At 61.0% G+C, this 20494-nt stretch carries 18 protein-coding genes and 1 pseudogene; 15 read left to right on the top strand and 4 right to left on the bottom strand.

Annotated elements, in window-relative coordinates:
* Positions 1-3: 3 nt before the first annotated feature.
* The 3 genes from RBH77_RS14050 (at position 4) to RBH77_RS14060 (ending at position 4238) form a co-directional block, all read left to right on the top strand.
* Positions 4-2160: a tape measure protein gene (locus RBH77_RS14050; RefSeq protein ID WP_311028222.1), complete on the top strand. Its 2157-nt coding sequence runs from the start codon at positions 4-6 to the stop codon at positions 2158-2160.
* A 625-nt stretch (positions 2161-2785) separates the two neighbouring features.
* On the top strand, positions 2786-3409 hold the full coding sequence (locus tag RBH77_RS14055; protein ID WP_311028223.1) for a hypothetical protein: 624 nt from the start codon (positions 2786-2788) through the stop codon (positions 3407-3409).
* A gap of 562 nt (positions 3410-3971) precedes the next feature.
* The gene (locus RBH77_RS14060) at positions 3972-4238 is read left to right on the top strand and encodes a hypothetical protein (protein WP_311028224.1); all 267 of its coding nucleotides are present in this window, start codon (positions 3972-3974) and stop codon (positions 4236-4238) included.
* Between the two features lie 90 nt (positions 4239-4328).
* Here RBH77_RS14060 and RBH77_RS14065 read toward each other — a convergent pair whose 3' ends face one another.
* Positions 4329-5543 carry a hypothetical protein gene (locus RBH77_RS14065; RefSeq protein WP_311028225.1) on the bottom strand — a complete coding sequence of 405 codons (1215 nt, stop codon included), beginning with the start codon at positions 5541-5543 and terminating at the stop codon, positions 4329-4331.
* Between the two features lie 408 nt (positions 5544-5951).
* Here RBH77_RS14065 and RBH77_RS14070 point away from each other — a divergent pair, with 408 nt between their 5' ends.
* The 4 genes and pseudogenes from RBH77_RS14070 (at position 5952) to RBH77_RS14080 (ending at position 8432) form a co-directional block, all read left to right on the top strand.
* Positions 5952-6452 (top strand): hypothetical protein, encoded by a 501-nt coding sequence (locus RBH77_RS14070; protein ID WP_311028226.1) that lies wholly within the window; start codon positions 5952-5954, stop codon positions 6450-6452.
* Between the two features lie 210 nt (positions 6453-6662).
* Positions 6663-7097 carry a hypothetical protein gene (locus RBH77_RS14075; protein WP_311028227.1) on the top strand — a complete coding sequence of 145 codons (435 nt, stop codon included), beginning with the start codon at positions 6663-6665 and terminating at the stop codon, positions 7095-7097.
* Between the two features lie 64 nt (positions 7098-7161).
* Positions 7162-7275: pseudogene (locus RBH77_RS24005) on the top strand (helix-turn-helix domain-containing protein); the annotation flags it as partial.
* 71 nt (positions 7276-7346) lie between these two features.
* A complete protein-coding gene (locus RBH77_RS14080) occupies positions 7347-8432 on the top strand; it encodes a tyrosine-type recombinase/integrase (RefSeq protein WP_311028228.1) in 1086 nt (361 codons plus the stop codon).
* Positions 8433-8661: 229 nt separating this feature from the next.
* Here RBH77_RS14080 and RBH77_RS14085 read toward each other — a convergent pair whose 3' ends face one another.
* Together RBH77_RS14085 and RBH77_RS14090 are read right to left on the bottom strand one after the other, a co-directional pair.
* On the bottom strand, positions 8662-11037 hold the full coding sequence (locus RBH77_RS14085; RefSeq protein WP_311028229.1) for a molybdopterin-dependent oxidoreductase: 2376 nt from the start codon (positions 11035-11037) through the stop codon (positions 8662-8664).
* Positions 11038-11207: 170 nt separating this feature from the next.
* Positions 11208-12089 carry a DMT family transporter gene (locus RBH77_RS14090; RefSeq protein ID WP_311032545.1) on the bottom strand — a complete coding sequence of 294 codons (882 nt, stop codon included), beginning with the start codon at positions 12087-12089 and terminating at the stop codon, positions 11208-11210.
* A gap of 307 nt (positions 12090-12396) precedes the next feature.
* On the opposite strand from RBH77_RS14090, the gene RBH77_RS14095 reads away from it, so the two are divergent.
* Positions 12397-12549 (top strand): hypothetical protein, encoded by a 153-nt coding sequence (locus tag RBH77_RS14095; RefSeq protein ID WP_311028230.1) that lies wholly within the window; start codon positions 12397-12399, stop codon positions 12547-12549.
* Positions 12550-12647: 98 nt separating this feature from the next.
* Here the strand turns inward: RBH77_RS14095 and RBH77_RS14100 are convergent, their stop codons facing one another.
* Positions 12648-12887, bottom strand: coding sequence for a hypothetical protein (locus RBH77_RS14100; protein WP_311028231.1), 240 nt, complete (start codon positions 12885-12887; stop codon positions 12648-12650).
* A gap of 274 nt (positions 12888-13161) precedes the next feature.
* Between RBH77_RS14100 and RBH77_RS14105 the strand changes: the two genes are divergently transcribed.
* The 7 genes from RBH77_RS14105 (at position 13162) to RBH77_RS14135 (ending at position 20456) form a co-directional block, all read left to right on the top strand.
* Positions 13162-13911: a cytochrome c biogenesis CcdA family protein gene (locus RBH77_RS14105; RefSeq protein WP_311028232.1), complete on the top strand. Its 750-nt coding sequence runs from the start codon at positions 13162-13164 to the stop codon at positions 13909-13911.
* A gap of 95 nt (positions 13912-14006) precedes the next feature.
* Positions 14007-15371, top strand: coding sequence for a bifunctional UDP-N-acetylglucosamine diphosphorylase/glucosamine-1-phosphate N-acetyltransferase GlmU (glmU, locus tag RBH77_RS14110; RefSeq protein ID WP_311028233.1), 1365 nt, complete (start codon positions 14007-14009; stop codon positions 15369-15371).
* A gap of 178 nt (positions 15372-15549) precedes the next feature.
* Positions 15550-17373, top strand: a complete 1824-nt coding sequence (gene glmS / locus RBH77_RS14115) for a glutamine--fructose-6-phosphate transaminase (isomerizing) (protein ID WP_311028234.1) — start codon at positions 15550-15552, stop codon at positions 17371-17373.
* Positions 17374-17436: 63 nt separating this feature from the next.
* Positions 17437-18456 carry a beta-N-acetylhexosaminidase gene (nagZ, locus tag RBH77_RS14120; RefSeq protein ID WP_311032546.1) on the top strand — a complete coding sequence of 340 codons (1020 nt, stop codon included), beginning with the start codon at positions 17437-17439 and terminating at the stop codon, positions 18454-18456.
* Between the two features lie 13 nt (positions 18457-18469).
* Positions 18470-19303, top strand: coding sequence for a segregation and condensation protein A (locus RBH77_RS14125; RefSeq protein ID WP_311028235.1), 834 nt, complete (start codon positions 18470-18472; stop codon positions 19301-19303).
* 28 nt (positions 19304-19331) lie between these two features.
* Positions 19332-20033 (top strand): SMC-Scp complex subunit ScpB, encoded by a 702-nt coding sequence (gene scpB, locus RBH77_RS14130; RefSeq protein ID WP_311028236.1) that lies wholly within the window; start codon positions 19332-19334, stop codon positions 20031-20033.
* A gap of 192 nt (positions 20034-20225) precedes the next feature.
* Positions 20226-20456 (top strand): twin-arginine translocase TatA/TatE family subunit, encoded by a 231-nt coding sequence (locus RBH77_RS14135; RefSeq protein WP_311028237.1) that lies wholly within the window; start codon positions 20226-20228, stop codon positions 20454-20456.
* Positions 20457-20494 lie beyond the last annotated feature (38 nt).

Raw genomic sequence — 20494 nt, forward strand, 5'->3', positions numbered from 1 at the left:
TTCATGCCTACCGATCAAGAACGCATTGCCGTCGCCATCGAAGCCCGTATCCGGGATTTCGAGCGCAACATGGCGAAGGCCGCCAGCACCGGCGACAAGAACTTTGACCGGATCGAGCGCCGTGCGAAGGTCTCGGCTTCGCGCGTCCAGTCGAGCTTTTCCAAGGTCGGTCTCGGCGTGAACCGCGCGTTCGGCAATTTCGGCGCGGGCTTGCTCGGCGGCATCGCTGCCGGTCTGACCGCCGACAAGATGAAGTCCCTTCTGGACGCTTCGACCCAGATCACCAATGCGTTGAAGGTCGCCGGCCTGTCTGGCGACGAATTGAACGGCGTCTATGACAAGCTCTATCAGTCGGCGCAACGCAATGCCGCGCCCCTTGAAGCGCTGGTTACGCTCTATTCCCGTGTTGCATCGTCTCAGAAGGAACTCGGCGTTTCGACCGGCGAAGTCCTGACCCTGACCGACAATGTTGCGAAGAGCGTGCGCCTCACCGGCGGCGATGCGCAGCAGGCGGCCGGTGCGCTTCTTCAGCTTAGCCAGGCACTTGGCGGCGGCAAGATTCAGGCCGAGGAATACAACAGCTTGATCGACGGCTTGCGCCCGCTCTTGCAGGCGGCAGCGGCCGGCATGGAACAGGCGGGCGGATCGGTCGCGAAGCTGACCGCCCTTGTGAAGAACGGCGAGGTTTCCAGCCGTGCCTTCTTCGATGCGATCAACGCCGGCGCACCGATCCTTGATCAAAAGCTTGCCGGCGCGACCCTGACCGTCAGCCAAGGCTTCACTCAGGTTTACAACAGCCTTCTGGACGCCGCAAAGAAGTTCAACGAGACGACCGAAACGAGTCAGATGCTCGGATCGGCGCTCGGCGACCTTTCGACGGCGATCGAGAATTTCAGCGTCGATAACGCCGTGAATCAGTTCGCGACCTACATCAACGCCGCCAACGACGCGATCCATGCGACCAACAATTTCATGATGGCGCTTGGTCAGAAGGTCGGGCTGGACAATGTCGGCCGCTGGTTTGCCAACACCGATGTAGGCAAGGCGCTCGGCGCGCATACGCTGGATTCCCCGGAAGGTCGCATGGGCGGCGTCACGCCGACCGTGCCGCCCTACCTTCGCCAGTGGATCGACAAGAACTATGGCGGGGCGGGCGGCAGCACGCCGGCCACGCCTCCGGCGATCAAGCCGATCGATATCACCCGGCCCGAATACAAGCCGATGCCGACTTCTACGGGCGGCGGAAACCGTGGCGCATCGGCCGGTAGTATGCGGGCACAGCATGACGCCGCGAAGGATTTGATCGCCGATCTTGAACAGGAAGCATCCTTGATCGGCGCGACCGATCTTGAACGCGAGAAGGCCAACGCCCTTCGCCGTGCCGGTGCGAACGCGACCGACGCCGAGAAGGCGAAGATTGGCGAGCTTGTCACCAAGATTCACGATGAGAACGAAGCCCACGAGCAACAGCAAGCAGCAATGGAGAAGATCGCCGACGCCGAAAAGCAGTTTGTAGGCGGTCTCGCGCATGACCTTTTGAACGGCGTGTCGCCGGCCGAAGCCTTGCGCAACGCTCTTTCCCGGCTCGCCGACACGCTCTTGAATGAAGTGCTGGACGCGATCTTCCGCGTGAAGAGCGCCGGTGCGGGCGGTGGTGGCGGCTTGTTCGGCGGCATCTTTAGCCTGCTTGGCGGTTTGTTCGGCGGCGGTCTCTCTCCGGTCGCGGCGGCATCGGTCGCCGGTGGCATCGGCGGGCTGTATGCCGATGGCGGCGACGTTCGCGGACCCGGCACGGCAACGTCAGACTCGATCGTCGCCCGGTTGTCGGATGGCGAATTTGTCGTGCGCGCCGCGGCGGCAAAGAAGCACCGTGCGCTTTTGCAGGCGATCAACACCGGCCGCGTGCCGGCCTTCGCCCATGGCGGCAGCGTCGGCGGCGGGAACGTCGCCCGGATCACGCCTGCCGCGAACAGCAACACGCCGGCCGTGACCGTCAACAGCAACGTCACCGTGAATGCGAACGGTAGCGATCCGGCATCCAATAACGACCTCGCCGCCAAGGTCGGAAAGCAGGTGGAAGGTCAGTTGCGCGGCGTCGTGCAGGATGAGATTCGGCGCAATGCTCGACCGGGCGGGTTTTTGAACTCCCGAAGCAGATAAAAGGGCGCACCCTCTATTTAGGCCATAGAAGGCCGCTGGCGAGTCCGGGCGGCTTTCCGGTGTGCTCGCCTATCCGGCACCCCTGACACCCGCCTGTGATTCTCCCTGCCGGTTTCCGGGCGGAACCGATCTGCATTCAACCGGAGATGCGCCGGGAACCGGGCGCGAAGCGACCGGGGACCGGGGGAACTCTCTGTTTGATGACGGATGGCTGTAGCACCGCGCCCCGTGCGGGGACCGGAGCGTATGAACCAGAACCAGAACCAGAAACTTCCTCCGGTCTTCCGCGAAGCGTTTCGATGGAGCGCGCGAAGCGCGCAGCAAGGCCGAAGGCCGCGCAGGCGAGGGCCGGAGGCCCGAGTAATGCCGCCTCTGGTTTCCCCGTTCCGGAAGAAGTTAGCGGGACATTTTTTCGTTAGTCCTTTTATTTATATCTGATTATCTACATCTAACCTATCTACAAGCTACAGGCCTACACGCGCGCACGCGCGAGAGGCGGAAAAATGTCCCCTTAAACTCCCGGCTTCCTCGCGCTTGCGACATTCTGGCACATCGAATGCAGTCCAGTGCGCCGGCCGCTATAAGTGCGGAAGAGGCCAGTCCCGGCCGAACCGGAGAAAGGGAAATGCCGAAGAGGAAGCGTCAATCGCTGGCGCACATGACGCCGGAAGAAAAGGCCGCGCACAAGCGCGAACAGGAGCGATTGAAGAAGCGTAGGCAGCGGGGCAGCACTCGCACGGAAAGGGGAAGACCAATGAAGTTGCTGGACGATATCGAGGGCGTTGAAGTGGTGCGCGATTTCCCGCTTTACGATTTTGTCAGTGAGATCGCCGGCGCGGGGCTTGGTGACGCGATGATCCTTTGCGACATGCGCCGCAAACAGAAGGGCGAAATGCCCGAATGGGGGCCGCTGCCGGAACCGGAGAATCCGACCAAGCGTTTTTGCCCGGAGCTTTTTGAATTGGGCTACCGCCCTTGGAGCAAGCTCATCGAGGAAGACCGTGCCCGGATGCGCGAGCTTCAAAAGCAGCTTGACGACACGCCCGCATATCGGGTGGCGGCGGACGAATACCGGGAAGCCCATGCCGCTTGGCGTGCCGCACGTGAACGCCGCGCCAGCTTCAACCGTGCGGACGTGCTGGCACAAATGTTGAAGCCGCTCGAAGGCCGCGCGGACGCGGCACGTAGGAAGACCAAGGCCGAAGCCGCCGCGCTCGATATGGATTACCGGGACCGCGCGATGTTCTGACCTTTCGACGGTATCGCAGATTGTCGGGCGGGACTTTCCTTGCAGGAAGTAAGCACAACCGGCCCGGCACGATGGCCCCTCATGGTTTCGTCCACCATGAGGGGCTATTTTTTTGGTCAGCATCACTGTCCGAAGTAAGTGCTTACTTATAATAAAATCAATGACTTAGGTGATATTTCTGCTTGCGTTCCATGATTCCGCCGTGCGAGTCATTGCGCGCTGCTTCGGCAGCAAGGGCAACACCTTTTGGGGAAATCATGGAACCGCAGGCATACCTACATTCGCATACCTATCATGCCACGCTGGACGCGATTGAAAGTATCGCGTCAAGTTACGACGCCGGATCACCTATCGACCTTCGCACTCAAATCATTCAGGCGCTCGGCGAGATTGGCGGCATATGGCCGATGTCCTGCTACATCGGGGAGGACGCCGGCCCGTCAATCTTGGTCAGTGCTTAGGCGCGGCACGATATACATGCGCCTAAATTAACCTATGGAAAACCAACAATTTTTGTGACTAATAGGTGGTCCCTTCAACCACCACTCTGAAAGGACAATCAATGACCCTTACTCCCGCCGTCGCGAAGATCGTCGCCGATGCCAAGGCCAAGCATGAGGCCAAGGACGGGCAGGCCCGCGAGCTTCTGCTTAACAAGATCGCCAATACGGTCGAGCGCATCCGCGCCACTCCGGGCAATCCGTCGCTCGACCGTGAGCAGGCTATCTATCTCTTGAACGATATCGAGCGGTGGTGCGTCGGGCAGCACGATGACGGCTATTTGACCTTCCGCGATCCCAGCGAGGAAGTGGAGACGCTGGAAGCCTAGCCGCCCGATCCTCGCCGGCCCAACAGGAGCCCGCCGCTCACCACGGCGGGCTTATCATTTTTTTTGTCGCTCAACCCGCCTTGAGCGAGGCTAGGCGCTCTGCTCTTTTCTAAACCATACTTTTTGCTTTCGCCTGCCGGTCCGTTCTTCAAAATATCGCACCGGCCATTCCGTCAGTGGGAAAATTTCGTGGAAATCGTCATGAACGTTTTGAGCCATTATTGGCAGCGTGCTCAACAGCCGGTGAGCGTTTTGCTCCGTCTCTCGGATCAAGTCGCCCACACGCCAGGAATCATCGCCGCTTCGCTCCACATAACGTTCGTCGGCGACACCTGCGTTGTGTTCATACACGTGACGGCGTTCCAGCATCATTCTTAGGAATGCTACGGTTTGGCTATCGATTCCTCTTAGGAGATCGACTTCAAACGCCGCTTTGACCTCAGCAATGGTTGTGCTTTCGACGTCATGGAATATGAGCCGATCCAGTCTTTTCAGTCTGGCTGGCTTCATCGGTATTCGGCTCTTAAGCTGATTGATCATGTCCCGACACGAAGCATCGAAAGCTGAAACCGCCCGGCTTACTACGCTTTCCGGCGAAGTGGTCTTATCAACCACCCCTTTCCGCAATTGCGCAAATATCTCGTTGAGTCCTGCGATGTTGTTTCGACAGCCGCACGACGCGCAATAGCCATAGAGTCCTCGAATGTCGTTGAATTCGCCGCACCTTTGACAATTGAATCGAGTCTGTTGAGATTCCGATGCATAGTAAAATTCTGGTCTATTTTCACGCTCGCCAGACTTAGCGATCGCGTCCATATCAATAATGAACTCTTTCTCTGTGCCCGGCTTCAAATCAGCGTCGATCGCTTCGTAATAGGTGGAGATGTAGTGCTTGATGTATCGCGCGTGTGCTTTCGTTAAAAAGTGGAATGCGTGGCTCTTTAGGCCGCAATATGGACATGTGAGAGGATAGATTGCTGGATGGTTTCCGTTGCGGAAATATCCGTGGCACCTTGGACATTGGTGTCCCCAATTTCCGTGAGAATCGGACCCTAAGAAGACGGCCATGCAGCCCTCTGGACATGGGGGCTCGAAGGCCTGCCCTATACCTCCCATTCTCACATCCGAGACTGGGAACCCTTGAGGAACCGTTGCATAGACCGTGATCATGGCCATCGGCGTCGGGCTTGATCCCCGAAAGCCGGCCGCAATGCTCATTTGACCGTCTTCGTCGCATCGGACTGCAAATGTGGCCTGCCCACCGCAATGAGCAATTTCTGTAAAATCATCGTTATAGGTTGCCATGCCATTACCCGCCTTAAAATTTGAGCTAACCTTGGCATGACGGAACTTGACCGCGCAAGGTATATGTTCCTACTTCGTTCCTTATGCCTGACCTGCCGCCCAGACGCCGCAAGCTGATTGTCCTTCTGAGTGCCGCCCATGACGCCGGTCAGCTTGTTCGCGTTTCTTGCGGCTACCATGACGGCGAGCGCTACTATCAGCCCGCCGACCTCATTCGGATATTCGGTGATGTTGATGTGAACCGGCTCGATCGAGCTATGAAATGCGAGCGGTGCGGCCGGCGAGACAACCTAGATGTTGACGTGCGCTTGCCGTCCGCAATGGAACGGGACAGGATCAAGGTTCGCCGGCTGGTTGAGGTTAAGGTTCACAAACGGCCGGTGTGGCGGGACGAGGGCAACAACTGAAATGGAACTGTTACAGCGCTGGCTAGTGGTTGCCGGTCTCATAGTCGGCTTCTACGGCGTTCTTCTTCTGACAAAAGAATGGGGATTCATTTTCGGTCGCAAGTTTAGATCATTCGTCAGTATGGCGAAACAATTTCAAATTTGGTCTGCCCGACGAACACGTAAGCGGTTTCAGACTGCTTCAAATAGGCGTTCCTCTCCGCGCTTGCATTGGATACGGTGGCTATATGATGTGCAAATTTTCTTCATACGAATAAACTCAAGAAATTTAGAGCGATCAATGTTAAGGACCGCACATAAATTTCATGAGGAGGCAGAAACACTTTCTGGTGCCGACGGCATTATTGATCCAGCTAGAGTTGAGAAATTATATATCGATATGCACGAGTATATTGATGACTTGGTAGAAAATGGTGAGGCGATAGATCGGACGCCGGTCGGCTTGCTATGGGTAATGGTAGGGCAGGTTCTGCAAATAGCTGGGAGCCTTCCGCTCTCGTAGTGCTTGCGACGCAACTGATCCGCGCAAGGCCCGCGCCATGGTGAAGGGCGGTGAATACCTTGCCCCGAGCCCAGGCATCCTATCCGAAGCCCACCGCGACGAGCGGTGGGCTTTTTCTCTATCTACTCATATTTACTATTGAACTGAGTAATCGGAGTGTGATAGTGATTTTGTGCGCTGACAGGGCGCTCAACAAAGGAGATCACGCATATGCACTTGCAAAAGATTGACATCGATTGGGATATTCACCGCCTGATAGAAGGCGAGCGGCGCGGTTTCGATGAGCCGCCTTATATGGCTCTGCGCCGTTTGCTTAAGCTGCCGGAGTTGAGCACGTCGGCTGATTCCGTTGAGACGAGCGGCATAGATTGGTCGGAAGACGGCGTGCGAGTGCCGCACGGTTCGCACGCGAGGATGTCTTATCTACGCGGACGGCAGGTCTATGAGGGGCGGTTCTTGAACGGGAAGCTGATCGTAAACGGACAGTCCTTCGACACTCTGTCGGCTGCCGCGAGCGCGCTTGCCGTCACTAAGGACGGCAATACGACAAATCTCAACGGCTGGAACTATTGGGAAGCCCGCTTTCCCGGTGAAAATAAGTGGCGCTCTCTCAAGGAAATGCGTGATGAAGTGCGCAAGGAATAATACGGGCGTCGAAATCCATAAAAATCGTATGCAGTCCCATTAGGTCGGTCGCTATAAACCATGTATGTCGAGGCTCTTAACCCCTGCGCAAGCCGCCGAATTGCTCGCCGTCACGCCCAAGCATCTGCTTGAACTGACGAATGCCGGCGCTTTGCGTTGGGTGAACATCGGCCTCGATGGGAAGCGACCGACCCGGCGTTACGCTCACACCGACCTTGACGATTTCATTCACACCCGGAGTCAACAGCAATGTCGCTATACAAGCCCAAGGGAAGAGCGAACTACTCCTACTCATTTGAAATTCGAGGTAATCGATTTTCAGGCTCGGCGGGCACCGGCAACCGCCGCGAAGCCGAGAAGATCGTTGAACAGCTAAAGCGCGAAGCGAAGGACAAGCTCGCCAAACAGGCGAAGTTCACGGCCGAAGGCCCCATGGCTTTCGAGATTGCCGCTTCCCGCTACTGGATCGAAGTCGGTCAGCACCTCGCCAATTCCGTCGATTGCTTTCGCTATCTCGGCTGGCTTGAAGGCCAGATCGGCAAGCATACGACGCTCGACAAGATCACGGATTCCAAGGTGGCGCTGATGGTCGCTACCCGGCGCGGCGATGACGTTTCCAACGCAACCGTCAACCGCTCCGTGATCGAGCCGTTGCGCGGCCTGATGCGCCGCGCCGCTCGCGTGTGGAAGGTTCCGGTCACTGATATCGATTGGGGGCAGCATTGGCTTAGGGAGCCGCAAGAGCGTATCCGTGAGGCGAGCCGCGACGAAGAGACCAAGCTTCTGACCGCCATGCGTGACGACTACGCCCCGGCCGTTCGCTTCGCCTTCCTGACCGGATGCCGGCGCGCCGAGATTGTCGGCCTTACGTGGCAGCGTGTCGATTTCTTCGGCAAGACCATCACCGTCATTGGCAAGGGCGACAAGACGCGAACCATCCCCATGACCACGCCGGTCTATGATCTTCTCTGGCAACAGAAGGACAATCACGCGACCGCCGTCTTTACCTACGTTGTGAAGGCCACGCGCAAGCACCTAAAGCTTGTTCGCGGCGAGCGCCGACCGATCACCATGGAAGGCTTCAAGACGGCGTGGCGGCGCTACAAGGGCGAAGCGAAGGTGGAGAACTTCCGGTTCCATGACACCCGGCACACGGCGGCGACCCGGACCCTTCGCGTCGGCAATCTCAAAGTCGTGCAACAGATGCTTGGTCACGAAGATATCGCCACGACCGCGAAATACGCTCACGCCATGCTTGACGACATGCGTGCGGCGATGGAAGCAGCAAACAGCATACCTAGCAGCATACCGGCTGCAAAGGACGCCTCTAAGTAGCTAGAATAAAAGGGCAATTTCGACCGCGCGCCAACGGTCCCAAACCAGATGCGCTACCAGACTGCGCTACGCTCCGAGGTCGGTCTTCGACGCTGAATCCCTTAGGGTTCTTGCCGTTCCGACACAAGGTCGCAACGGCGAAAACTGCATATAAAGGTGGAACTAAATATCTGCAATGCGCGCCGTGGCAATGCGAAAGCCCATCAATGCGGCCGATGGGCCGTTTCCGTCATGATGACGGCGCCGGGCCGATTCGCGGCGGCACGAATGCGGTGACCTCCGGCGCATCGCCGTCGAAGGACGTGACTTCGACAAGGCAGGTCTGCGCGCTTGGCCCCTGCGCGATGGGAGAGGTCGGCCGGTCGGCCGTCAGCGTATTGGCGTTGCCGTGCTTGCAGCAGGCCGGGTCCGCATCCCAGTCGGGATCGTACCAGGCGCCGGTGGCGATCATGGCGACGCCGTCCCGGATACGGTCGTCGATCTCCGCCGCCGCGATACAGGCGCCACGGTCGTTGAAGATGCGGACCAGATCGCCTGACGCGATGCTGCGTTTGGCAGCCTCCGTCCCGTTCATGCGGCACACTTCGTGCCCCTTTATCTTCCCGGCACGGCTGTGAGCGCCGTGATCGAGCTGGCTGTGCAGGCGCCGCGAGGGCTGGTGCGAAATCAGATGCAGCGGAAAGCGTCGGGCGAGGGACGAGCCCAACCATTCGTCGGGCGAATGCCAGACCGGATGCCCCGGATTGTCCGCCAGCCCGAACCCGGCGATCGTTGCACTGAAAATCTCGATGCGGCCGGAAGGCGTCGAAAGCGGATATTTGCCGGGATCGCGCCGGAAGTCCTCGAGCATGACCATCGGCCTCGCTGGCGGCTCCAGCTTGAAGATGCCGGTTCGCAGGAACGTCTCGTAATCGGGCAGATCGTGACCGACTTCGCGTCCGCGGCGCCGGCTCTCTTCGTAGAGCTCCCCCAGCCATTCGCTTTCGCTGTGTCCGCCCCGAAATGCCTGCTCGAAATCGCTGTTGATCCCTTGCCCGGGCGTCAGCCGCGCCGCCAGTCCCGCAAAGATCTCGTGATCGTTGCGGGTTTCGCCATAGGGCTCGCTGACCTTGCTGGATGCGAACATGTAGCCGTCGCGCGGCGAAGCGGCGAGGTCGTTGCGCTCCAGACCGACGGTCGCCGGAAAGACAATGTCCGCAAAGCGCGCGAGCGGCGTCCAGAACGGCTCGTGCACGATGACCGTCTCGACTTTCCGCCATGCCTGGCGAAATCGGTTGAGATCCTGATGGTGATGGAACGGATTGCCGCCGGCCCAGTAGACTAGGCGGATATCGGGATAATTGAGATGCTGGCCGTCATACTCGAATGGCGCACCCGGATTGAGCAGCATATCGGCGATGCGGGCGACGGGAATGAAGCTTTCGACGGGGTTCTTGCCGGTAGGCAATGCCGCCCAGGGCAGATAGCCCCTGTGTTTCCCGACGCTGGTGACCGCCCCAAGTCCTAGCGAGAATCCGGTGCCCGGCCGGCCGATGCCGCCCAGCATGGCCGCCAGCACCACCAGCATCCAGTAATTATGTTCGCCGTTCTGCTGGCGCGTGAGCGACCAGCTTGCGGAAACCATCGTCGGAGTGTCGGCCATCAGGCGCGCGAGGCGCACGATCTCTTCTTCCGAGATGCCGGTGATCCCGGCTGCCCATCGAGGGGTCTTCCGGATGCCGTCCGTTTTGCCTGTCAGATAGTCCCGGAAGCGGTCGAAGCCGGTGCAGTACCGGTCGAGAAACGCCTGGTCGTGCCGTTCCTCGGTAAGGAGCCAGCCCGCGATCCCCAGCATCAGGGCAAGGTCGGTGTTGGGGCGTATCGACAGCCATTCCGCGTCCAGTTCGTCGAGCACATCGGAGCGCGCCGGGCTGACATTGACGAATCTCACGCCATTGCGTCTGGCGGCCAGCATGTCGCCGCGCTGTTCGTGGCTGCCGGTGGTGCCGGAGTTGACCTGTGAATTGCGGATGGACATGCCGCCGAACGCGACGACCAGGCCGGCGCCTTCGGCGATGCTCTTCCACGAGGTATGCTCGACGAAGAGAGACGATAACTGGCCGACCACGTGTGGAAGGATGACCTCGGCGGCGGCGGAGCTGTAGGAATCGCGCGAGACCGTGCAGCCGCCGAAAAGGTTCATGAAGCGGCGGAGCTGGCTTTGCGCGTGATGGAACCGTCCCGCGCTCGCCCAGCCATAGGAGCCGCCATAGATGGCGGTGTTGCCATAAAGATCGCGAACCCGGCTGAGCTCGGCGGCGGCAAGGTCAAGCGCCTCGTCCCAGTCCATTTCCACGAAACCGTCGCGGCCGCGCATGTCGCGGGTATCCGAGGTCGAGCGATTGAGGAATCCGTGCCGCACCATGGGCTTGCCGATCCGGCACGGCCCTTTGAGCGTATCGATCATAGAATCCCCGATCGGGGAAGGGTCGGGATCGCGTTCGAACCCGCTGAGCCGTATGGGCACGCCGCCGCTTGCATGCACCCGGTATGTTCCCCAGTGCGCGGAGGTGAGGGGAAGGTCCGATATGGAGGCGGCGCATTCCCCTCCCTTGAGATCGTCCATGGTCGCTCCTCCGCCCTGCTCGTGGATAGTGATGTGAAATCGAAGCCGGGACCGTCCGGTCCCCGCATTATGACATCACAGATGCGGCAGGACAGGAAAAATTCCGCCCCCCGGCGTGGCTATTTCCCGGCGGCACTTTTTCGGCTCGGCGGATAGAGAAGAGTTCCGGTTCAGCTTACGCCCTTCGGAACATTCTCCGGCGGCACCACCGCCTTGACCTTCTGCCGGTGGAAGATGAAGAGGCCGGCCAGCACGATGATCGCCGAGCCGATCCAGATGCGGCTTTCCGGAACGTCGCCGAAGACGAAATAGCCGAGCAGCGCGCCCCATATCAGCATCGTGTATTGCAGCGGCGCCAGTGTCGAAGCGGGCGCGAGCTTCAGCGATCGCGTGATCATGAGATGCGCGGCGCAGGAGACGATGCCGAGCAGGAGAAGCTGGAGCAGTTCCCCGAAAGAAGGCGTCTTCCAGGCGCTGATGGTCAGCACCGCGCCGAGAACGATGCCGCCGATCGTCTGCCAGGTTACCAAGGTCGCGTCGCTCGTTCCGCGCAGGAGCCGGCTGAGGATGAGCGAAATGGCAAAGGCGAGGCTGCCGACGATCGCATAGACGGAGGCGAGCGACAGAGCCGAGGTCGATGGCCTGAGCATGATCAGGACGCCGCAGAAGCCCAGGGTGATCGCCATCCAGCGCCGCCAGCCGACGTTTTCGCCGAGGAAGAAATGGGAAAGCGCGGCGACATAGATCGGCGCGGCCATGTAGAAGCTCATGACGTCGGCGAGCGGCAGGTAGACCACGGCCGCGTAGAAACAGGCGGTGTCCACCGTCGTGAGGACGGCGCGCAGGAAGACGAGGCCCGGACTGGCGATCCTGAATACGGTTCCCTTCTCCTGGCGCATCAGCATCGGCGTCAGCACCAGGAAGAAGCCGATCGAGCGGATGAGCACGACCTGTCCGACCGAAAAGGTCGCCACGAGCCATTTTCCGAGAGCGTCGTTGAGGGCGAACATGAAGTCGCCGAGGAGCATCAGGAGGATGCCCGCGACGACCATACCCTCGACCCCGCCTAAGCGGGGAATCGAGACACTTGCCCTCTGCAATCGTGTCACTTCGGTTTTCCTGAAATGCCAAGGTCAGGCCGCTTCGCCATCCAGGCCCGAGTCCGACCGACCTCAATCGGCTTCAACGGGGAAAATCGTGCTCCGAGGAGGACCAGCGGCAATACAATCATTGGGCCTGCGCCGATTAACCACGCCGGAAAATTGAAGCCCGGACCGGCCGGCATTTTAGCGATCGCCGAAACAGGTCGTTAGGCGGTGCGTCCGATGATTTCATCCGCAAGGCGATAAGGGGGTCCACATGACCAAGGATCTGGGATTCAATTACGATCGGCCTGCCAAAACGGAAATGAAGCGCGGCGGCAGGCTCCTGAGCTATGCATTCGATGCGCTTTTGCCGCTCGTTCTGATCTGCGTAGCTTATACGGTTAGCCGATACTACTTTCTTCAGTAATATCGCACCGTAGAGGACATAGTCCGTATTATGGCACGGCCAGCCGAGGCACGGCTGGCCGGTTCATGCTGTACGTTTCTAGAGCAAAGGATTTAACGTCACTTCACGTTTATGCAGTGATTCATAAAGGCTTTCTTTCCCTTGGCCCTGACGCTCGCCGGTTGAGAATCGAAAGCCGAAGAGCATTTCTTCTTCTTTACGGCCATTTCCCCGTTTGCTTTTTGCATCGCCGCTTTGGGCGCGTGATTTATTCCTGCTGCCATAGCCCCTGGAGAGAGGGAGATGGCAAACGAAAACAAAGCGACGGCACCTATTACTCTAAAAGCTGATGAAGCCATGTGCGCACTCCTTAGGTTGAACGCGGCATGGATTCTATCTCGCCCGAGAAAGCCGGTTAGATTCTGGCTTACTGATTAATTGGGCCAGAGAACGAAACTAGACTTGTGATACCAAGTTATTCGACAGGGAATTCTTTATAAGCGCTTGCCGCCTGCTGCGGGCCGCTTCTGCGAACCGCCTCGCGGCGACATGCCACGCAAAGGTGACTGGAGCGTCGGGGTTTGGCTCTGTATAGCCGTGGCCTGTGTTGAATGGCACCTGTTGGGTTAAGCGATGGCGGTGGACATAGGTTATGCGAGCGCGGTTGGTGCGGGGGCGCTGTCGTTCCTGTCACCTTGCGTGCTACCGCTTGTGCCGCCTTATCTCTGCTATATGGCGGGCGTGACGGTCGAGGATTTCCGCGGCTCCGATGGCGAAACCGCGGCCGTTCGGGCGGTGCGCCTGCCTTTGCTGGCAGCGTCGGTCGCCTTTGTACTCGGTTTTTCCACTGTCTTCGTCGCGCTTGGCGCGGGCGCCTCGACCATCGGCACGCTGCTCCGGCACTGGCAGCAGCCACTGGCCATCGTCGCCGGGCTCCTGATCATCCTGATGGGGCTGAATTTCCTCGGCATCGTCCGAATTCCGCTTCTCTCGCGTGAAGCGCGCTTCCAGGCGAGGGGACGCCCTGCAAACGTCGCTGCAGCCTATCTGATGGGGCTTGCCTTCGCCTTCGGCTGGACGCCCTGCATCGGCCCGGTGCTCGGGCCTATCCTGACCCTCGCCGGCGGTCAGGAAACCGTGTCGCAAGGCGCGCTTCTTCTCGCTGCCTATTCGCTCGGCCTTGGCGTGCCTTTCCTGCTGGCGGCGCTTTTCTCCGGTGCGTTCATGCGCTTCCTCGGCCGTTTCCGTATGCATCTTGGCCGGGTGGAGAAGGTGATCGGCGGCCTCCTCGTGCTCGCTGGCGTCGCCTTTCTGACCGGCGGCGTCCAGTTCGTCTCCTACTGGCTTCTCGAAGCTTTCCCGGTGCTTGGCCGGCTCGGCTGACCCGGGCTTTCGACCGACCTCGGGCTTTGTGCCGTGTTGAAGCGGTGTTAAGAGACGCCCGCGCATAGTCTGGTCTCTCACGCGAGCTTTCTTTCATGAACGCACGAACCTGCCTTTCGGTCATCCTTGCCGCCGGAGAGGGCACGCGCATGAAGAGCGCGCTGCCAAAGGTGTTGCACCCGGTCGCCGGCCTGCCGATGGTCGCCCATGTGGTGCGCGCCGCCGTTACGGCAGGCGCGGGCGAGGTCGCGCTTGTCGTCGGCAACGGAGCCGAAGCGGTCGGGGCCGCGGTAGAGCCCTACGCGCCCGGTTCGAGATCCTTTGTGCAGGCCGAGCGGCGGGGTACCGCGCATGCCGCACTTTCCGCGCGCGAGGCCATCGCAAAGGGCTATGACGATATCGTTTTTCTGTGCGGCGACGCACCGCTGATTGCGCCCGAGGCGATAGAAGCGCTGCGCGCCGAACTGGCAGGCGGCGCCGAAGTGGTCGTGCTGGGCTTCCGGCCGCCCGATCCGACCGGCTACGGGCGGCTGATAGAGCGGAATGATTCGCTCGTCGCTATCCGCGAGGAGAAGGACTGCACCGACGAAGAGCGCAGGATCGGCTTCTGCAATTCCGGTGTCATTGCAGTGGCCGGAACATCCGCGCTGCTGCTGCTCGATGCCGTCGGGAACAGGAATGCCAAGGGCGAGTTCTACCTGACAGACATCGTGGAGATCGCCCATGCACGCGGCCTTTCCACGAAAGCGATCGAAGGGGCTTATGAAAACGCGCTCGGCATCAACAATCGTGTGGAACTGGCCGCGGCCGAGGCTATGTGGCAGGCGAGGAAACGCCGCGAGATGATGCTTGCCGGCGTGACCCTGATCGCGCCGGAAACCGTCTTCTTCTCTTGGGATACGGCGATTGGCGCCGATACGGTCGTCGAGCCGAGTGTCTGGTTCGGCCCCGGCGTGACCGTGGCGGAGGGCGTGCGCATCCATTCCTTCTCGCATTTCGAGAAGGCGGTGATCGGTGCTGCCAGCGAGGTCGGACCGTTCGCGCGGCTGCGGCCGGGGGCCGATCTGCGCAAGGGCGTCAAGGTCGGTAATTTCTGCGAAATCAAGAAATCGGTCGTCGAGGATGGCGCCAAGATCAACCATCTGACCTATGTGGGCGACGCTACCGTCGGCGCGAAGGCCAATCTCGGTGCGGGAACGATCACCTGCAATTACGACGGCTTCAGCAAGTTCCATACCGAGATCGGGGCAGGCGCTTTCATCGGCTCCAATTCCGCGCTTGTCGCGCCCGTCAGGATCGGCGCCGACGCCTATATCGCCTCCGGCAGCGTCATCACGGAAGACGTGCCCGATTGTGGGCTCGCATTCGGCCGTGCCCGGCAGTCGACCAAAGAGGGCAGGGGGATCGAATTGCGCGCCCGGCTCGCCGCCGCCAAGGAAAAGGCGAAGGCTCGAAAATGAACGCCCAAAAATGAACGATTGTAGTAACCGCCCCTCAATCGACTGATGATATCTTCGACTATCGCGTCGGCCTGTTTTTCGGGTTGCCGCTGAAACGTCTCGAAACGATATGTGACTTTCGCCTACGCGGTTGACGTCCTAAGCGCGAAAAGCGGCAGCAAGGCAGGGGTTTTCAACGATGTGCGGGATTGTCGGGATCGTCGGGCAGACGCCGGTGGCGCCGCTCATCGTCGATGCGCTGAAGAGGCTGGAGTATCGCGGCTACGATTCCGCTGGCGTCGCGACCGTCGAGCGGGGCGAACTCTCCCGCCGCCGCGCCGAAGGGAAGCTCGTCAACCTGGAGCGCCGGCTCGAGGCCGAGCCGTTGTCCGGCACGATCGGCATCGGCCATACGCGCTGGGCGACCCACGGCGTCCCGAACGAGACCAACGCGCATCCGCACTTCGCCGACGAGGTGGCAGTCGTCCATAACGGCATCATCGAGAATTTCGCCGAGCTGCGCGAGGAACTGAAGCGCGACGGCTACGTCTTCCAGTCGCAGACCGACACCGAGGTCGTGGCGCACCTTATCTCGCGGGAATTGCGTGGTGGCGCCGAACCGATCGAAGCCGCCCACAACGCGTTGAAGCGCCTTCAAGGCGCGTTCGCGCTGGCGATCATGTTCAAGGGCGACGAGGACCTGATTATCGGCGCGCGCAACGGCCCGCCGCTCGCGGTCGGACACGGCCAGGGCGAGATGTATCTGGGCTCGGACGCCATCGCGCTTGCGCCCTTCACCAATGCCATCACCTATCTGGAGGACGGCGACTGGGCGGTCGTGCGCCGCAACAAGGTGCAGATCTTCGATATCGACGGCAATCCGGTCAAGCGGCAGCGCCAGCAGTCGGTCGGCACTTCCTACCTCGTCGACAAAGGCAATCATCGGCATTTCATGGAGAAGGAGATCCATGAGCAGCCGGAGGTGATCTCGCATACGCTGGCGCATTATCTCGACTTCATCAGCGGCAAGACACGCGAGATGGATTTGCCCTTCGATTTTGCGAAGCTCGACCGGCTAGCGATTTCGGCCTGCGGCACGGCTTATCTGGCGGGGCTGATCAGCAAATACTGGTTCGAACGCTATGCGCGGTTGCCGGTCGATATCGATATCGCGTCTGAATTCCGCTACCGCGAGATGCCGCTGGCGAAGAACAGCGCAGCCCTCTTCGTCTCCCAGTCCGGCGAAACGGCCGACACGCTCGCTTCGCTCCGCTATTGCCGCAGCGAGGGCGTGCCGATCGGCGCCATCGTCAATGTGCGCGGGTCGACCATCGCGCGCGAATCGAACGTCACTTTGCCGACGCTCGCGGGTCCCGAGATCGGCGTTGCCTCGACCAAGGCCTTCACCTGCCAGCTTTCGGTGCTGGCCTCGCTCGCCGTCCGCGCCGCCGCCGAGCGCGGCACGATCGATGAGGAAGAGGAGAAGCGGCTGGTGCGCCAGCTTTCCGAAGCGCCGCGCTTCGCCAGCCAGGTGCTCAAGCTGGACGGCCAGATCGAGAAGGTGGCGCGCGAACTCGCCAAGGTGAACCACGTCCTCTATCTCGGCCGCGACACGAGCTATCCGCTGGCGATGGAAGGCGCGCTGAAGCTGAAGGAAATTTCCTACATCCACGCCGAAGGCTACGCGGCAGGCGAGTTGAAGCATGGTCCCATCGCACTGATCGACGAGAACATGCCGGTCATCGTCATCGCCCCGCACGACCGCATCTTCGAGAAGACGGTTTCCAACATGCAGGAAGTAGCCGCGCGCGGCGGCCGGATCATCCTCATCACCGACGAGACGGGGGCCAAGCGCGCGGGCATAGAGACCTTCGAGACCATCGTCCTGCCCGACATGCCGGAATTCATTGCGCCGATCGTCTACGCGCTGCCGGTGCAGCTTCTCGCGTACTATACAGCGGTGCAGATGGGCACGGATGTCGACCAGCCGCGCAATCTGGCGAAATCGGTGACGGTGGAATAGGGCGGTCATTGCCGCCATGCCCTGGATAGTGCGGCAATGGCCGCTTCGCGCTATCCTTCGCCGATGAACGAATCAAAACGCATGATCCTCGGCGCGTCGGGCTTGAGCCTGACGCAGGATGAAATCGCCTTCTACCGCGACGAGCGGCCGTGGGGTTTTATCCTTTTCGCACGCAATGTCGGCGAGGTTGCGCAGTTGCGTGATCTGACCGCCGCGATGCGCGATTGCGTCGGTCGGCCGGATGCGCCGGTCTTCATCGACCAGGAGGGCGGGCGGGTGCAGCGGCTGAGGCCGCCGCTCGCGCCGAACTATCCGCCGGCTGCGGCGCTTGGCGAACTCTATCGGCGCGACCGCGAGGCAGGGCTGCGCGCGGCATGGCTGATGTCGCGGCTCCACGCCTTCGACCTTGTGCGCTGCGGGGTCGATACGGATTGCCTGCCGGTACTCGACGTGCCCGTGGAGGGCGCGCATGACGTGATCGGCCAGCGGGCCTATGCCCGCGATCCGAAGATCGTCGCCGCATTGGGGCGCGCCGCCGCGGACGGGCTTTTTGCCGGCGGCGTCCTGCCGGTTATGAAGCACATTCCCGGCCACGGACGCGCCGGCGCCGACACGCATTTCGAACTCCCCACGGTCAATGTATCGCTGGAGGAGTTGCGCGTACATGATTTCGCTCCGTTCCGCGCGCTTCGCGACCTGCCGATGGCGATGACGGCGCATGTCGTCTATTCGGCGATCGATCCCGCCAACCCGGCGACGCATTCCGCCAGGGTCATCAAGGAGATCATCCGCGGCGAAATCGGCTTCGACGGGCTTTTGATGAGCGACGACGTCTCGATGAAGGCGCTTTCTGGGGATTTCGCCACGAAGACGGCTGCAATCCTTGCCGCCGGATGCGATCTGGTCCTTCACTGCAACGGCGTGATGGAGGAAATGCGCGCGGTAGCAAGCGCCGCCGGCCCGCTCTCCGGCAAGCCGCTTGAGCGGGCCGAACAGGCGCTAGCGGCGCGGTGGAAGCCGGACGCGACGGTAGAGGCGGAGGCCCGCGCGGAATTCGCGGGCTATTTCGAGGCGGCGGCATAGGAAACGGAAACGAGTGCCGGACAAGGACGAAGCACCTTTCGAGCGCCTGTGGGCGGACAACGACGCGGAGCGGGCCCTGTCCGAACCGGCGCTCGTCGTCGATGTCGACGGCTTCGAGGGGCCGCTCGACTTGCTCCTGCACCTGGCCCGCAACCAGAAGGTCGATCTCGCCCGCATCTCGGTGCTGGCACTGGCCGAGCAATATCTGGTCTTCATCGAGCGGGCACGGCACTTCCGGCTGGAGCTTGCCGCCGATTATCTCGTCATGGCGGCGTGGCTCGCCTACCTGAAATCGAAGCTTCTCATTCCCAAGCAACCGGGCGACGAGGAGGCGACCGGCGAAGAGATGGCGGCGGTGCTGCAGTTCCGGCTGCAGCGGCTGGAGGCCATGCGCGATGCGGCCGCGAGGCTGGTCAACCGCAACCGGCTCGGCCGCGACGTCTTCGCGCGTGGCATGCCGGAGGCGGTGATCGTCGAGAAGCGCAACGAATATTCCGCCTCGCTCTACGATCTGCTCACGGCCTACGCCTCGCAGCGGCAGCGCCAGGCGATCACCAATGTGCAGATCGTCAAGCGCGGCGTGTGGTCGCTCAAGGAGGCGCGATCGATCCTGATGCGGCTGGTCGGCCAGATGCGCGACTGGACGGCGCTCGACAGTTTCCTCCTCGACTATCTCGCAACGCCCGAGGAGAGGGTGACCGCGATCGCCAGTTCCTTCGCCGCCAGCTTGGAACTCATACGCGAGGGGCATCTGGAAGTGCGGCAGGAACAGGCCTTCGCCGCGCTCTATATGCGCTCGAAGCCGAATCCATCCGGCGCCAGATTGACGGAGGTCACCGGTGATTGAAGGCAGACCAGCGACGGTCGTTCCGTTTATGAACGAAGAAGACGAACCCGAGGAATTCATCGGCAATCCGGCCGAGCGCCTGCATCTTTCCGAGGCGATGCGCATGGCCGAAGCCCTCGTCTTCGCCTCCGCCGAACCCGTGACGGAAAAAGCGCTCGCCGCGCGCCTGCCGGAAGGCATCGACGTGCCGCAGGTGATGGCCGAATTGCAGCGTTCCTACGAAAAGCGCGGTGTCAACCTCGTGCGCGTGGCCGACGCCTGGGCCTTCCGTACGGCAGGCGACCTCGCCTTCCTGATGAGCCGCGATGCCGTACAGCAGAAGAAACTGTCGCGCGCCGCGCTCGAAGTGCTCGCCATCGTCGCCTATCACCAGCCGGTCACCCGAGCGGAGATGGAGAACATACGCGGCGTCGAGACCTCCAAGGGCACGCTCGACCTTCTGCTGGAGACCGGCTGGGTGAGGATGCGTGGCCGCCGCCGCACGCCGGGTCGCCCGGTGACCTACGGCACGACGGAAAGTTTTCTCGACCATTTCGGCCTGGCGGAAGTCCGCGACCTGCCGGGAATGGAGGAATTGAAGGGAGCGGGCCTGCTTTCGACGCGCATGCCGTCCAACTTCTCCATGCCGCAGCCGCCGGCCGATCCCGACGAGCTTACCGAGGACGAAGACCCGCTGACCGACATCGATCTGGAGGAACTCGGCCTGTTGACGCCGCGCGTCGAGGATTAGCTTTCGGATCAAGCCTCCGCTCGGGTCCGACGTCCGGACATGGAGCCTGCGTGCGGCGCCCGGGTGCGGCGCATTGTCCGCATCGCGCAACCACGCTGGTTCAAAAGCGAAAAGTCTGTGCACTCTCCGTTTGAAAGATCGGGCGAAAGCGCTTAGATCAAATCGAGGGAAACGTTCGAAAGAGAATAAGATATGGGTTCTTTCTCAATCTGGCACTGGATGATCGTGCTTGTCATCCTTCTGCTGTTGTTCGGCCGCGGCAAGATCCCCGACCTGATGGGCGATGTTGCCAAGGGCATCAAGAGCTTCAAGAAGGGCATGAGCGAAGACGATGCGGACGATGCCGTCGACGGCAGGACGGTCGAGCATCGCGCCGACGAACCGGTAAAGACCGCGCCGCGGGAAAAAGCCACGAAGTCCTGAGGCTTTGGCAGGGGCGGACTGAGCGCCCTTCCTGGGGA

Source organism: Mesorhizobium koreense, assembly GCF_031656215.1.
Classification (GTDB): Bacteria; Pseudomonadota; Alphaproteobacteria; order Rhizobiales; family Rhizobiaceae; genus Mesorhizobium_L; species Mesorhizobium_L koreense.

What these genes read in the sequence shown, in the direction of transcription:
- RBH77_RS14060 (WP_311028224.1), top strand. Translation starts at nt 3,972, where the DNA reads ATGACCCTTACTCCCGCCGTCGCGAAGATCGTCGCCGATGCCAAGGCC.
- RBH77_RS14135 (WP_311028237.1), top strand. Translation starts at nt 20,226, where the DNA reads ATGGGTTCTTTCTCAATCTGGCACTGGATGATCGTGCTTGTCATCCTT.
- nagZ (WP_311032546.1), top strand. Translation starts at nt 17,437, where the DNA reads ATGAACGAATCAAAACGCATGATCCTCGGCGCGTCGGGCTTGAGCCTG.
- glmU (WP_311028233.1), top strand. Translation starts at nt 14,007, where the DNA reads ATGAACGCACGAACCTGCCTTTCGGTCATCCTTGCCGCCGGAGAGGGC.
- RBH77_RS14100 (WP_311028231.1), bottom strand. Translation starts at nt 12,887, where the DNA reads ATGGCTTCATCAGCTTTTAGAGTAATAGGTGCCGTCGCTTTGTTTTCG.
- RBH77_RS14075 (WP_311028227.1), top strand. Translation starts at nt 6,663, where the DNA reads ATGCACTTGCAAAAGATTGACATCGATTGGGATATTCACCGCCTGATA.
- scpB (WP_311028236.1), top strand. Translation starts at nt 19,332, where the DNA reads ATGAACGAAGAAGACGAACCCGAGGAATTCATCGGCAATCCGGCCGAG.
- glmS (WP_311028234.1), top strand. Translation starts at nt 15,550, where the DNA reads ATGTGCGGGATTGTCGGGATCGTCGGGCAGACGCCGGTGGCGCCGCTC.
- RBH77_RS14050 (WP_311028222.1), top strand. Translation starts at nt 4, where the DNA reads ATGCCTACCGATCAAGAACGCATTGCCGTCGCCATCGAAGCCCGTATC.
- RBH77_RS14055 (WP_311028223.1), top strand. Translation starts at nt 2,786, where the DNA reads ATGCCGAAGAGGAAGCGTCAATCGCTGGCGCACATGACGCCGGAAGAA.
- RBH77_RS14105 (WP_311028232.1), top strand. Translation starts at nt 13,162, where the DNA reads ATGGCGGTGGACATAGGTTATGCGAGCGCGGTTGGTGCGGGGGCGCTG.
- RBH77_RS14090 (WP_311032545.1), bottom strand. Translation starts at nt 12,089, where the DNA reads ATGGTCGTCGCGGGCATCCTCCTGATGCTCCTCGGCGACTTCATGTTC.
- RBH77_RS14070 (WP_311028226.1), top strand. Translation starts at nt 5,952, where the DNA reads ATGGAACTGTTACAGCGCTGGCTAGTGGTTGCCGGTCTCATAGTCGGC.
- RBH77_RS14085 (WP_311028229.1), bottom strand. Translation starts at nt 11,037, where the DNA reads ATGGACGATCTCAAGGGAGGGGAATGCGCCGCCTCCATATCGGACCTT.
- RBH77_RS14095 (WP_311028230.1), top strand. Translation starts at nt 12,397, where the DNA reads ATGACCAAGGATCTGGGATTCAATTACGATCGGCCTGCCAAAACGGAA.
- RBH77_RS14080 (WP_311028228.1), top strand. Translation starts at nt 7,347, where the DNA reads ATGTCGCTATACAAGCCCAAGGGAAGAGCGAACTACTCCTACTCATTT.
- RBH77_RS14065 (WP_311028225.1), bottom strand. Translation starts at nt 5,543, where the DNA reads ATGGCAACCTATAACGATGATTTTACAGAAATTGCTCATTGCGGTGGG.